This window comes from bacterium (assembly GCA_021372535.1).
GTDB lineage: Bacteria > Latescibacterota > Latescibacteria > Latescibacterales > Latescibacteraceae > JAFGMP01.
Genome location: JAJFUH010000040.1, coordinates 1 through 14118 on the forward strand (window position 1 = coordinate 1; position 14118 = coordinate 14118).

The 14118-nt window shown below is 49.2% G+C and carries 8 protein-coding genes; 6 read left to right on the top strand and 2 right to left on the bottom strand.

The window, feature by feature from the left end:
- The first annotated feature begins 922 nt into the window (after positions 1-922).
- From LLG96_04280 to LLG96_04290, 3 genes are all read left to right on the top strand, one after another.
- Positions 923-2959, top strand: a complete 2037-nt coding sequence (locus tag LLG96_04280) for an SUMF1/EgtB/PvdO family nonheme iron enzyme (GenBank protein ID MCE5249419.1) — start codon at positions 923-925, stop codon at positions 2957-2959.
- Positions 2960-3056: 97 nt separating this feature from the next.
- On the top strand, positions 3057-3830 hold the full coding sequence (locus LLG96_04285) for a carboxypeptidase-like regulatory domain-containing protein (GenBank protein MCE5249420.1): 774 nt from the start codon (positions 3057-3059) through the stop codon (positions 3828-3830).
- Positions 3831-4253: 423 nt separating this feature from the next.
- Positions 4254-6326 carry a carbohydrate binding family 9 domain-containing protein gene (locus tag LLG96_04290; GenBank protein MCE5249421.1) on the top strand — a complete coding sequence of 691 codons (2073 nt, stop codon included), beginning with the start codon at positions 4254-4256 and terminating at the stop codon, positions 6324-6326.
- Between the two features lie 406 nt (positions 6327-6732).
- Here the strand turns inward: LLG96_04290 and LLG96_04295 are convergent, their stop codons facing one another.
- Together LLG96_04295 and LLG96_04300 are read right to left on the bottom strand one after the other, a co-directional pair.
- Entirely contained in the window at positions 6733-8157 is a 1425-nt protein-coding gene (locus tag LLG96_04295; GenBank protein ID MCE5249422.1) for an SH3 domain-containing protein, read from the bottom strand.
- Positions 8158-8359: 202 nt separating this feature from the next.
- On the bottom strand, positions 8360-9787 hold the full coding sequence (locus tag LLG96_04300; GenBank protein MCE5249423.1) for an SH3 domain-containing protein: 1428 nt from the start codon (positions 9785-9787) through the stop codon (positions 8360-8362).
- 255 nt (positions 9788-10042) lie between these two features.
- Here LLG96_04300 and LLG96_04305 point away from each other — a divergent pair, with 255 nt between their 5' ends.
- The 3 genes from LLG96_04305 to LLG96_04315 are packed head-to-tail and all read left to right on the top strand — an operon-like array spanning position 10043 to position 14107.
- Complete coding sequence (locus LLG96_04305; protein MCE5249424.1) at positions 10043-10735, top strand: GntR family transcriptional regulator; 693 nt, start codon at positions 10043-10045, stop codon at positions 10733-10735.
- Entirely contained in the window at positions 10732-11982 is a 1251-nt protein-coding gene (locus tag LLG96_04310; protein ID MCE5249425.1) for an acetate--CoA ligase family protein, read from the top strand. The genes LLG96_04305 and LLG96_04310 overlap by 4 nt, the downstream gene beginning before the upstream one ends.
- Positions 11963-14107: a hypothetical protein gene (locus LLG96_04315; protein MCE5249426.1), complete on the top strand. Its 2145-nt coding sequence runs from the start codon at positions 11963-11965 to the stop codon at positions 14105-14107. The genes LLG96_04310 and LLG96_04315 overlap by 20 nt, the downstream gene beginning before the upstream one ends.
- Positions 14108-14118 lie beyond the last annotated feature (11 nt).

The window sequence follows — 14118 nt, forward strand, 5'->3', positions numbered from 1 at the left end:
TGAAATATATTTCGGAAATTGAGCCCTATAAAGGTGATTCGATACAATCTGTGTAACTGCGCACCAAGCCGTCATTCCCGCGAAAGCGGGAATCCATGTTTTTTTACTTCCGGTATCATTCTTTATTCGCCGGAGCAATAATTCAGAAACATGTTTACATACTGGCGCCCACCACGAATCTACGATGAATTGTATTGTAATACATTGATTATAAATAGAATATAGACCATTTAAGCCTGTGAATTTATAAACCCGTTGAAAAGCCCCGCGTTCACAAACGGTTTTCGGGCAAAGAATGGGTGCTGTCCGGGCGAGCTAATCCCCGGTTAACCGGGGGTCGTGAGTTCACACATCCCCGAAAAACAGGCAGTGAACGGATATAAAGGCTTTTCATGGGGTGCCCTTTCCCTGGTTGCTTCCTTTGGTCATGCAAAGGAAGTAACCTATAAAAAAGAGTTCTTGATAAAAATAGGGGATGGCCAGTGTTTACATGCCTTTGACAGCACAAAACAACACATTTGGTCATGGAGCGTGTTAAAAAACTTTTTCACCGCCCTCATGACGGTATATCCGGAAAAATTCTGAACATTTTGTGATTCACGTTACTGAAAATAATTTCGTTTGAAGGTATAATGCTGATAATAGTGAAAGTCTATAGAACACGGGTTTTATGAGGATTTGTTTTATATATTTTTTTTCAGGTGGACAATCAATAATTGATGATTACAGTATGAATACTATAGTATAACTTTTGTGAATGTGCGTATTTACGAAAAAAAATATATCAATGAGTCGGAATGGTGGAAAAACTCAGAAAATACTTTTATTATGATAATATTGTGCCTATATTTACTATTACTATGTACAAGAAAGAGTTTTTCATTTGAAGAATTTATATGAGAATATCGCAAGGGGGATTAAAATGCGAACATATTATCGTCCGTATATACTTATTGCCTCGTTTCTCCTGGTATTCGTTCTGATCATTTTTTCCTGCGGACGGAATAATACTGCTGTCGGGCCCGATGAAAACAGCCGGGCAGGATCGGTCAGAGGACAGATAACCTATGAGGGCGGGAAGGATTTCAGCGGAATTATTGTCACCCTTGAGGGAATCGATCATGAACTGACATACCGTGTTGCCGCGGCGAAACGGTCTGTTTCTGCCGATGTGCCACAGGAGAAAATCTCCCTTTCCGAATCGGATGCCATGACAACGGTGACCGATAAGGAAGGCAAGTATGAATTTAGCAGTGTCCTGCCCGGTGATTATGCTCTTACTGCCCGCCGTGCCTCCGATCATCTCGCCAAGGTCGCCAATGTCACGGTCGCTCAGGGCGCGCCGACGGTTGTCAATGTCGTACTCACTGCCACAGGGCTTCTGTCGGGTACCGCTGATATAGTCGGATCGAATAATGATTCGGGTATTCTGGTATATATTGCCGGTACCTCGTATATGGCAATAACCGATTCGCTCGGAGCGTATACCATTATCGATGTTCCCCTCGGCGTTTACAAACTTGTCACCCTTTATGACGGGTATGCGCCGGTTTCAACGACGGTCACCCTTCAGACCGCCGGAGCCGTTGTTACCGCGCCGGTTATGCATTTGTCGAAATCGGGAGTTATTTCGGGGACGGTTTCGTCAACTTCGGGAGCGCTGTTGTCACAGGTAATTGTGAGTGTTCTCAACTCCGATGGTACACCGTCGGCTAATTCGATCACAACCAACTCGTACGGTCAATACACATTAGACCCCATACCATACGGAACTGTTACGGTTCAGTTTGATGCGGGTGCAAAAGGCAACACCTGGAAAACAGGTTCGATCGTAAACTATAGTGTCGTCATAAACGATTCCTCCGAAGTATTTGATGTACACACCGATTACTGTGGGTGGATATACGATGCCCGCAACAAACCTCCGGTGGCAAAAATCATGTCTGTTCAGCCGATTGTTGTGGCAGGCGCAAATATGGCATTTCCTTCTGTCAGGCTCCGGGGCGTTCTGTCGAGCGACAGCGATGGTTCGATTTCCTCCTATGTATGGTCACAGGTTGGAGGAACAGCCGTAACGCTTTCGAATTCCATGGTTGAGGACCCGTATTTTACTCCTCCGGTTCCCGGTGATTACTATTTCTCCCTTGTGGTAAAAGACAACAGGGGATGGGAAAGCCTTCCCGACACCACGGTAGTCAAAGCGTCAAGCATCAACATGATCGAGGTAAAAAGCGGTAGTTTCTGGTTGGGACAGAATGGTTCCGAAGCTGACGAAGCACCGCCCCATGAAGTGACTCTTGTTTATTATGAGATATGCCAGACAGAGATAACACAGGTTCAATACGAAGCCGTTGTGGGTACCAATCCCTCGTTTTTCAAAGGGGATACTCGGCCTGTGGAACAGGTGTCATGGAACGATGCGGTGTTATTCTGTAATTCTTTAAGCAGCAAAATGGGTTTGCAGCAGTGTTATACCGAAGTCGGCTGGCATACCTATGACTGCGATTACAGCAGGAACGGTTTCAGGTTACCGACTGAAGCCGAGTGGGAATTTGCCTGCCGTGCCGGTAAATCAACCAAGTACTATGTCGGTGATTATGAAAGCGACCTGGTGAAAGCCGCCTGGTACTGGGTGAATAGTAGTGCCGCCACTCATCCTGTGGCTCAGCTCCAGAAAAGCGCCTCGGACAGCTATAATACATGGGGATTGTATGACATGCACGGGAATGTGTGGGAATGGTGTAATGACTGGTACGGAAGCTATGACGACAGCCAGTATTTCGGCGGGTCATCCGAAAACAAAATCAATCCCATCGGTCCTCTGTATGGATCAAACCATGTTGTTCGCGGAGGAAGCTGGGGTACACGGGCGGAAGAATGTCGATCAGAGAACCGTCATAGCTTGCCGACTGACACAAAAGACTTCCAGGTCGGTTTCAGAATCGTGCGGCGGCCGTAATCGCGGCACATGTCGGCACTGCATTGTCACCACGGTCTGTGGCAGGGGTTTTTCGGAACGTATTAGGATGTGTATCGCATATTGAAGGATATGAATAGTGTTCAAAGCTTATAAATACGATCTTCTGACGGCGATTCTCGGCCTCGCCGCTCTTCTGCTCGTATCGTGCGGCTCCGGGCCGACATCCTCGCATGATGATGGATCGGACAGTCGCCCGGGGTCACTCACGGTAACCTGGAAAGTCACCGATCAGAGTGCCTCGCCTTTGTGCGATGGTAATGGCGCGCTGATATGGCAAACCGCAAGTAGTTATGTCTATGCCGCGAAATCGGCGGCTGCACTCGAACCCCCGTCGCAGCTGAAGGTCTCCGATATACCGAACGACAACGGCCACTATCTCAGGCTCACGTGGACTCTCTCACCTTCCGAAACGGGCGGAAACGTGGACTGGTACAGAATATACCGCTCACGGGCAGGTACTCCGACCGCTCCGGTACCGCTGACACGGTTTTCTTCAATCGATTCGCTCAATTCATGGGACGGGCACTATACGGTGCTCATTGACTCGGTGACCGCCGGAACGGGAGAATATGCCGATTGTGTTCCCCTGGTCGGTGCCCGATACTATTACTGGGTGCAGGCGGTCGGCGCTGTTCCGCCATCCGTTTCAGGCACGGTTCGTGATCAGAGCGGCAATCCCCTCGGGGGCGTTCTTCTCCGTCTCTACAATGCCAATGAAAGTGTCGACCTCTATACGGTGAGCCTGTCGGACGGAAGCTATGCGTTCAACGATGTTCCGCCGGGCACCTATTACCTCGTGGCAAAACGCGATAACTACACCATGTTCAGCACAACGGTAACCGTTTCCTGAGCACGATTGTATCGCTTTTCCCTTTGTCCCTCGGTCATTTTTGCTACTTTGTCCCTTTTTTAACCTGTATTCCCCCACAGAAAAGCAGAATTGATTCAATGGATATGTTTTACTCGGAGTATTTTACTGTTTAACACGCATGTACGTAGTAAATACATCTGCTGGCAGGAAGAAAATACTTGCTGTTGAATTGTTTGAAAATAATATTCGTTATCAATAAGAATGTGAAGAATTTTGATTGATTATCATGTTGGCATGAGAAATCCTGGGTTCACTGTTAAAGGACATGGTACCGGAACAGAAATGAGATATTTTATAATTTTATTATTGTATTGTAGCCTCATTCCAATGCTGTGCTCAGTACATAAAGCGGAGGCGGAAACAACAGGGAACAGCTATACACGGGACCTGTACGGAGAAAAAGTGCTTACCGCCTCTTTTGTCGGCAAGCCACTGAAAATCGATGGCCTTCTTACCGAACCGTCCTGGAAATCTGTCGAGCCGACATCTGATTTTGTCCAGAGAGAGCCCGTGGAAGGAATAGAACCGGCTCAAAGAACGGAGGTGCGGATTCTCTATGATCATGACAACCTGTATATTGGTGTCATGTGTTACGATTCCGAACCGGAAAAAATCATTCGACATGAGTTGATTCGTGATGGCGAGCTTGTTTTCGACGATCATTTCATGGTGTCGCTCGATACTTATAACAGTCAGCGGGTCGCCTGGGAGTTCAGGGTGAATGCCAACGGCGCCATCGCGGATGCGGTCGTTACCGGATATAAAACCACGAATTCCAACTGGGATGGTGTCTGGTACGCTTCCTCAAAAGTACTGGAAAACGGCTGGTCTACCGAAATAGTCATCCCTTTCAAAACGCTGAGATTCCCGAATGATGAAAAACAGGTATGGGGTGTCAACTTCAGCCGTGCTCTTCAAAGGGAAGCTTTCACGCAGTATATCTGGACAAGCTGGCGACTGAATGACGGGATGACACAATTGTCACGAGAAGGAAAACTCGTTGGACTCGAACATGTTCAGAGCGGGAGACAACTCGAATTCAAGCCGTATATTCTCTCCGGTACAGGGAAACAGGAAGAAGAACCTGATAAAAATGACAGCAAGTATGGCCTCGATGTTAAATACGGTATTACTTCAAACCTGACTTTCGATGTAACGACACATACCGATTTCGCCCAGATCGAAGCCGACAAGGAACAGATAAACCTGACCCGGTTTAACCTTTATTATCCTGAAAAAAGGAACTTTTTCCTCGAAGGCGGAGAAATCTTCGATTTCGGTAATGGAGAACAGCTCGCACAGGTATTTTATTCACGGCGAATCGGCCTGACACCCGACCGTAAGCTTGTTCCAATTCTTGCCGGGGGAAAAGTTACCGGTAAGGCCGGTGGATACGAGCTCGGCATTCTGTCCATGCAGACGGAAAAAATGGAGGCTTTTTCTTCAACACGGTATGACGTGGTTCGGGTGAAAAAAGATATCTTCAGAAACTCGTATGTGGGAATTATGGCCACGAATCTCACTGAACAGAACGATTGCCGGAATCAGGCCTATGGAATGGACTTTACCTATCGATCGGGAAGATTTCTTCGTAATAAAAACATCGAATTCGGTGGCTGGTACGCCGGAACCGTAACACCCGGACTTTCCGGCGATAATTTCGCGGGAAAAATAGCGCTCAGGTTTCCGAACGATTTAATGAACGGCGAAACCAATTTTCAGTTTGTAGGCGACAATTTCAATCCCGAAGTAGGATTTGTCAGACGGTATGGTATCAGGAAATTTTTACAGGTTGTAAGCTTCACTCCGCGGACATCCTCTCCGTTCTTCAAAAAAATTATCATCACTCCTGTAAACCTCGATTATTTGACAGATAAGGAAGGATTTTTATTGGAACGGCTGAACTCGTTTACCATTTTCGGAATAGAAAATACAGACTACGACACCATGGGGATAAAACTTGACGAGCATTATGAATATCTCGACAAAGACTTCAACATTTTTAACGATGTTACTATTCCGAAAGGCACCTACGAGTGGTGGAACCTTGAGGCATATCTGAAAACGACTACAAGCAGATTTTTCTCGGTCGATACGACGATGGAGTGGGGTGATTATTATGATGGAAGGCGTGCCTTGATACAGTCGTCACTATTGTTCAATGTCCATAGATACTTCCAGTGTTCCACCGAGGGAACGTATAATAAAATCGCGTTCAATGACCACAGCGGCTTTCTGGCGCGGGAATACGGCACTAAAATCAGAATAAACATATCGCCGAATCTGACGACAAGCACCTATATCCAATGGAATAACGAACAAAACAAAGTACACTGTAATTTCCGGCTTCGCTACATACCGAAACCCGGAAGCGACCTCTATTTTGTTTATAACGGTCTGTGGGACGAATCCCGTGAGTATGCACAACTCGAGAACAGGGCCACGGTGAAGATCGATTATCTCTTCAGGTTCTGATGTTACCAGCCATCCGGAACATGAAGTCTTTCAAAAGCGTTGTGATAAACACCATTTACGGTGATATTATTGCTCCGGCGCTTAAACGGTGAAATATATTTCGGAAATTGAGCCCTATGAAGGTGATTCGATACAATCTGTGTAACTGCGCACCAAGCCGTCATTCCCGCGAAAGCGGGAATCCATGTTTTTTTTACTTCCGGTATCATTCTTTATTCGCCGGAGCAATAACTGTCAAGGGTCTGAACGAAGTGCCGATTTGCATACCCTTGACAGCAACAAAACAACACATTTCGTTATGGGGCTCGTGAAAAATATACTTTTTCACAGCCCTCTTATGGGTAACACGGTATCTTCATGTTCCCCCGATACCGCCTCATTGTCAACAATCACCGGCAGATTTATATCATTTGAATACTGCCAGTTCTGTCCAGCGGTTTATGTCAGCTCCGCCCTCGAGTTCCGTATGGTTCACGCTCACTCTGCCGACACGGATTTCGGTTCCGTCGGTGTCGTGGTAGCTGTATCCGTTCTGATGAATAATGTAGTGAACGCCGTCCACTTTACCGAGATACATGACGACATGCCAGTCGAATCCGCACACCGTGACTGCCGGCGGGCACGAGTCGAGATAGCGGTATTTCACTTCTTTCGGGGTGTCCGCGGGAAATACGATGACATTGTCGGGAAAATAGAGCTCAAAGTAGGTCATGCGCGACATATTAATACCGAATGTCCGGTAAACCGACCGTATGGTGCCGACACAGTCACGTTCGTGGTCGGTGCCTCCCCAGCCGTAGGGACGGTTGAGGAGTTTGAAAATCGTTGTAATGATATTACGCTGGGTGAAAGGCTGAAAGCCGACGCTCACATCCGCATCGGGCTTGACCCACCCCGGAACAGCCTCGAGGGTGCCGTCCGCGCGGCGGAACGGTACAAGAATCTCGTAACCTTCCACGGTTTTCTTCACAAGCCTGAGGCGCACGCCCTGATAAAAATCCCTTGCCCATGTTTTACAGCCTCTGTCGCCGTAAACCGGAACCGTGTGTGCGAGCGCAACGATAAAATCGTCGGGATCTGATAGACGGCGTATTTCCTCGACTGTTCCGGTAGCTACGCTGGATGCCGGAACCCATCCGAAAGCATATTCCGATTTTACATAGTACCAGTCGCCGTTTTTTGTCCGGTGCAGAACGGCTACCGGCATTCCCGTTTCAAAAACCGCATTCTGGAATCCATCGAGCCAGCCATACTGTGAACGGTATACTTTTTCATGGGTAGGAACGATGCGGTTGAGTGTATGAACCACGACGATGCCGTATTGCGGCTTTACAACCGCGGGTATCGACGTTTCGTCCATCGACTCGATGAGTTCGCGTTTCCGTGCCGCAGGGTACAGTATCTGGCGCCTGTCCCAAAAATCCCCGCTTTCCAGGTATTTCCGAGTGCGTCCGAGCCAGACTCTGAGGCTGTCTCCGGTTATCGACCGGATGGCGAGCGGGTCTTCCGTATTAAAGCATATGCCGGCGAAATTCCCATCCAGAAGCACGGGCGCAAATGTTTTTTTCGCGCCGTTTATATCAGTCCGCTCCGGTGGTCTCGTATGGTTTTTACGGTTGAGCTCTTTGATCTGGAGTGGTGTCAGAAAGACTTTATCGGGATCTCCATCGATCCGTGAAATCCAGAATTCGGGATGCTGCATCGCTTCGGTTGCCGGGGGAACGATTTCCGGTGCGCCCACGAGTTTGGTCTGTACCTGTGCGCTTGACAGCCCGTTCAGAAAAACCGAAAAAACAATGCATCCGGCAATAATTGCGTTTATTACTTTCATTGTGCTCTCCCATGTCGGATTTATGTATGAAAAGATTATATATGACTACAATATTGATTAGACAGAAAGACCCTGAGACAAGTTCAGGGTGACATGAGCACTGTCATGACGAACTTGTTTTGGCATCTTTCACAAATGTCTCTGTCCCTCTGTCACTTTGTCCCCGTCTTTTTCACTTGTGCCTTATGCCTTATGCCTGTTTTCATGGTCTGAACGTAGAAATTTCCGTAAAATGCTCGACATTTCCGCCGCCTTCGAGCTCCGTATCGGTTACACTCACTCTGGCGACACGGATTTCTGTCCCGTCCGGGTCATGGTAGCTGTAACCGTTCGAGTGAATAACGTAATGGATGCCGTCCACTTTCCCGAGATACATCACGATGTGTCCGCTGAAACCGCACAGGGTTATTCCCGATTCGGCGCTGTCCAGATACCGGTACTTCACCTCTTTGGTTGTGTCTTTTGGAAAAACGTTTACATGGTCGGCGCAGAGAAGCTCATGAATGGTTCCACGCGGCATATATATACCGAAGGTTTTGTATACGGTTCTGATGATTCCGCAGCAGTCACGTTCGTTTAAGGAATCATGCCAGCCATAAGGATGGTAGAGGAGCGGGAAAATAGTGTTGAGGATATTCCGCTGCGTGAAGGACTGAAATCCCACATTCACACCGGCGTCCTGCCTGACCCAGCCGTTTACCGCATCGAGCGTGCCGTCCGGGCGTCTGTACGGGACAAGGACCTGGTATACCGTAGAATTCTTCTTTTCGAGTCTGAGCCTCGCACCCTGGTAGAAGTCTGTCAGCCACGTTTTACATTCTTTATCGGAGTATACGGGGACTTTATGGGCGAGTGCGACGATGAAATTATCGGGTTCGGAAAGGTGCCTGATCTGTTTTTCCGTTCCTACTGCGATCTGAGCGGCAGGTATCCACCCGTATGAGAATTCAGACCTGACATAATACCAGTCTCCACTTTTTGACTGGTGGAGAACTGCCACAGGCATCCCCGTTTCGAGGGAGCCTGTCTGGAACATGTCGAGCCAGTTGAATTGTGAACCGAATGCGGTGAGATGCGATGGTACCGAGCGTTCGAGACCATGAGAGACAATGATACCATAATGCGGATTGACTCTGTCAGGGATGGAATTCACATCCATTGCATCGATAATGTCCTGTTTCATGGTTTCGGAAAACGGTATCTGACGGCGGTCCCATAACTCGCGTTTCGTGACATAATCAATACCGCTCTGTAACCCCTTTCTGAGGCTGTCTCCGGATACCGACTGAATGGCAAGCGGATCGATGCGATAGAACTGGAGGGACTGGTACCCCCTGTCTGTAAGGTTTTTCAGTGAGTACGGATTACCGTTGATATCCGTCCCCTCCAGCGGGCGTGTGAGATTTTTTTTGTTAAGCTCTTTGATCTGTTGAGGGGTCAGAATCACTCTGTCAGGATCGCTATTTATTCTCGATATCCAGAAATCGGCATGCTGCATCGCCTCGGTGGCGGGTGGTATGACATCCGGTGAGCCGATGAGTTTTTTCTGTTCCTGGGCGTGGATTATGCCTGTTGCCATAGACATGAAAGAAAGACAGGTAAGGAAAACATACATAAAAAAAACTCTCATGATCCCTCTCCTTATCATACTTGTGTCGGTTCATTGATATAAGTACTGAAATAATAACTCAGAATCATACCTGAAACAATAATGATTTTGTGGATGAAGAAAAATATAAAGAGGTTCGTACAAAGACTCTTTTTTTTATCTTTGGCGTTATACGTGAACAAAAAAATCTTGACAGTAAGATTGTTATAAAAGATATTGTATACAATATACAATACACAATGTTTAACTTTTTACCTTCATGTGGTCCGGCCCCGTATGAATACCATCCAGTTTGAACTCGACCAGTCTTCATTTTCCGACAGGGTATACAAGGCTATTCTCGAACTGCTCGTTAACCACAGAATACAACCGGGCGAAAAACTGAGCGAGGAAAATATCGCCTCGCTGCTCCAGGTTTCACGTACACCGGTTCGTGAGGCCCTCCTGCGGCTCGCGTCGGATGGGCTCGTGGTTTTTTATCCCCGGCGCGGCGCATATGCCAAAGAAATCACTCCCCGGGATATCACTGAGCTGTATGAGATCCGGCGGTGTCTCGAAGTATATGCCGCCCGGCGCTCGATGGGGAATATCCCCGACAAGGTGATCCGCAAAATCAACCGCCTTATCGAGAGTTGTCATGATTCCGAGGGTGCGGATTTTATCGAGGCGGAACTCCAGCTCGACCGTGAGATACACCGGGCGATCAATACTTGCAGCGGTAATGCACGGCTCAGGGAGATGCTCGAAAAGCTCGATCACCTCGCAAAATTCATGCGGATTCTTCATTTTAACCGTGAAGAGCTTGCCCGTGAAAATTTTGCCGAACATGAAAAAATCTGGAATGCCATGTTGGCGCAGAATGAAAAAAACCTGATACGATTGCTGGATGAACACCTGAGAAACAGACAGAAATGCCTTTTGGATCACTTCCATATGATGAATGTCAGCGAGGAGGCAGTGCCTAAATGAGACTCTATGAGTATGAAGGGAAAATTCTGTTCAGGAAAGCGGGAATACGAGTTCCCGAAGGACGGGTTGTCGACAGGGATACCGATCTCGGGAGCCTTGAGGAAGGATCATGGCCAAAGGCGGTAAAGGCGCAGATTCTGAAGGGTGGAAGAGGCAAAGGAGGGGGAATTGCCTTTCCCAAAAACGGAAAGGAACTTCGTGAGGCGGTGAATTCGCTTCTCGGCGTCACCTTCCATAACGAGGAAGTCTCCCGTGTTCTTGTGGAGGATTTTGTTTCCATCGAAAAGGAGTATTATCTGTCGATAACATACAGGTGTGACCTTCCCGTTGTCATTTTCTCACAGCGCGGCGGCATGGATGTCGAGGAGCTTTCCCGGAAAGAACCGGCATCGGTGATTATGGAGCCCATCGATATTCATGCCGGTCTGAAATCGAAACAGGCCTATAAGATTCTTGCGCGGGCCGGGGTCAGGGGAGATGTGGAGGAATTGGCCGATATGATGCTCAAACTGTTCAAGTGCTTTTATACAAACGATGCCCTCCTTGCCGAAATCAATCCGCTTGTTCTCACTAAACGGGGGCTCCTCTATGCCGTCGATTCCAAAATGGAGATCGATGATGAGGCGCTCTACAGGCAGACAGCCCTGAAACTTCCGGAACGCCGTGATTTCTCCCGTAAAACGACTCAGATTGAAATGCTCGCCCTTAAAAACGATCAGATGGACACCCGGGGCGCTGCAGGACGGATGTTTTACGAGATTCCGGGGGGAGACATCGTTGTTCTCGCTTCGGGAGGGGGAACGAGCAGCGAGGCGCTCGACAGCATCTACCTGTACGGCGGCAGGCCTGCCATATTCACCGAATACAGCGGTAATCCCACCTCGGAAAAGGTGCGGGGACTCACGAAGATCGCGTTATCGTATCCCGGCGAGATCAACGGTATCTGGATTGTTGGCGGACGGGCCAATTTCACCGACATTTACGAAACGCTCGTGAACGGAATCATGAACGGGATCAGGGAGACCGAAGGTTTCGACAAACGTATTCCGATTGTGGTGCGGCGCGCCGGCCTCCGTGACATGGAGGCTTTCAGTACCCTCAGGATGATACGCAGGAATGAAAAGTACAATATTTTCCTCAGGGGTATGGAAACATCGATTGGCGACTCCGCGCAGCTGCTTATCCATCATGTTAATAACTACAAAAAAATATTGAGGGAAGAAAAACATGGGAATGCTCACAAGTAAGGATACCCAGATACTCATACAGGGGATAACAGGTAAACAGGGTTCCGTGATCTGCCGCGACATGCTCGACTATGGAACTCAGGTTATTGCCGGAGTGACTCCCGGGAAAGGCGGGACCCGTATCTACAACATACCGGTCTACGAAACCGTGGAAGAGGCGCTCAAACATCACCCGGACATTAACGTTTCTCTCATAACAGTTCCCCGTCAGGTTGCCCGTGATGCGGCGCTCGATGCGATCGGAAAGGGGAAAATCAGGCTCGTGAATATTCTCACCGAGGGTATTCCGGTTCGCGATATTGCCGAAATTGTTCAGGTTGCCCGTCAGCACGATGTTCATCTCATTGGTCCATCATCGGTTGGAATAATCTGTCCCAAAGACAGGGTTAAAATCGGGGCAATCGGCGGAAACGATCCGGGAGTGTTCTATTCGGGGGAAATCGCGCTTTTCTCGAAAAGCGGCGGCATGTGTCTGTCGATAGCCACTCAGATTTTCAACCGTCATGGTTTCGGAACGAGCACGGTGGTTGGCATGGGCGGTGACCGCATTGTCGGGAGCAACTTTGTCGATCTTCTCAAAATTGCCCGGGACGATCCCGAAACGAAACTCGTCGTGCTCAACGGCGAGGTCGGGGGCAGCTACGAGGAGGATGCGGCTGAATATATCAAAAAAACCCGCTATCCCAAACCCGTTGTCGGTCTCATATCGGGTGTCGGCGCCGAGCATTTTTTTCCCAAGGGATCGCGGATGGGCCATGCCGGTGCTGTTATAGGTGAAGGGAATATCGGCACATACGAACACAAGATGAAAGCTCTCGGTGCTGCGGGTGTAAACATGGCGAGAAGCTCCGATGAGCTTGGTGATATTGTCGGTACGATTCTCAACGAGGAGGAGGAAGGCAGCCACCTCGAGGAAAAAGACCTTGAGAAACCCGAGCTCGTGAGCATCTCGAAACCGAAGCTCGAAAGCATGAAGCGCCAGATACGGGCGATTACCATGAGCACCGGTATCACGAGGCTCCTCGATGGTCAGCCGTACCTGCTCGGTTATCCGTATACCGAGCTCATCATGAGCGCTCCCATCGAAGAAATTATTTTAATGGTTCTCAGACAGGTGGATCCGAAGACAAAAGACCGTAATCTCCTCAAGCGTCTGTTCGCCTTCCATCTTAAAAATATGCCGCTCTCGAGAATTGCTATCGAGGCGGCCATCGAGAGCGTCCGTCACGGCAATCCCCTCAATTCGGCTGTGAGCGCGGGTCTTCTCTGCCAGGAGAGCGTTCCGGTGGAGCTGTTCCACGAAGACCTCAAAGCGGCATTTTCACCCCAGCAGGCGGTTGCGGTCGTGCTTATCGGGTGGGTCATGGCGCTTGCCGGGCATATCCTGTGCGGCGAATTTAATCCCGGAGGCGAGAGCCATCTTGAGAGCATTTTCTTCAGAGCAATTACGGGACGCAAGGCGACAGCGGGTGAAGCGGATATCTTCCGAGGCATTTTTGCCGCCTGTGTGGATCACACACCCGCCGTTCCATCCTCATTGGCGGCCATTACGTCCTATTCCGGCGGAGTACCGTTGAGAACCGCCCTCGCCGCAGGTATCACCGCTATGGGCGACACCCACGCAGGCGCCGGAGAAGGAGCCGCTTTCGCGTTTCAGGTCGAGGCCGGAAAGCTCCCTGCCGACAGTACTGTCGAAGAAAAAGCGCGCTGGCTCGTCGACAGTTATACGGGGAAATTAGGCGGTGAAAAACGCCGTATTCCCGGTTACGGGCACCGCTATTACAGCCTTTACGGTACCGATCCCCGTGCGGAGGCGCTCCTCGGCCTGGCGTATAAGCACGGATACGGAGATCGTCACATTGCCCTCGCAAAAGCCGTTGAAAAAATCCTCCAGGAAGACAAAGCCGCCGGGCTCTGTCTCAACGTGGACGGCGCTATCGGAGCGGTCATCTCCGAGATGGGCATTCCGCCTTCGGCAGGCAAGGCGCTCTTTATCATTCCACGCTCGGCCGGTATTCTCGGACAGCTCATCGAGCAGAAAGCGGGCTCGTTCTTCCGGCTCGATAATGAGTCGATTCTCTACTCGGGTCCTGAGCCACCGAGGACATATACACCGAAAAAGTGATCTGAATAACG

Excerpts from the sequence above, each read along its gene's own strand:
- LLG96_04280 (MCE5249419.1), top strand. The coding sequence starts at position 923 with ATGCGAACATATTATCGTCCGTATATACTTATTGCCTCGTTTCTCCTG.
- LLG96_04295 (MCE5249422.1), bottom strand. The coding sequence starts at position 8,157 with ATGAAAGTAATAAACGCAATTATTGCCGGATGCATTGTTTTTTCGGTT.
- LLG96_04300 (MCE5249423.1), bottom strand. The coding sequence starts at position 9,787 with ATGAGAGTTTTTTTTATGTATGTTTTCCTTACCTGTCTTTCTTTCATG.
- LLG96_04305 (MCE5249424.1), top strand. The coding sequence starts at position 10,043 with ATGAATACCATCCAGTTTGAACTCGACCAGTCTTCATTTTCCGACAGG.
- LLG96_04310 (MCE5249425.1), top strand. The coding sequence starts at position 10,732 with ATGAGACTCTATGAGTATGAAGGGAAAATTCTGTTCAGGAAAGCGGGA.
- LLG96_04315 (MCE5249426.1), top strand. The coding sequence starts at position 11,963 with ATGGGAATGCTCACAAGTAAGGATACCCAGATACTCATACAGGGGATA.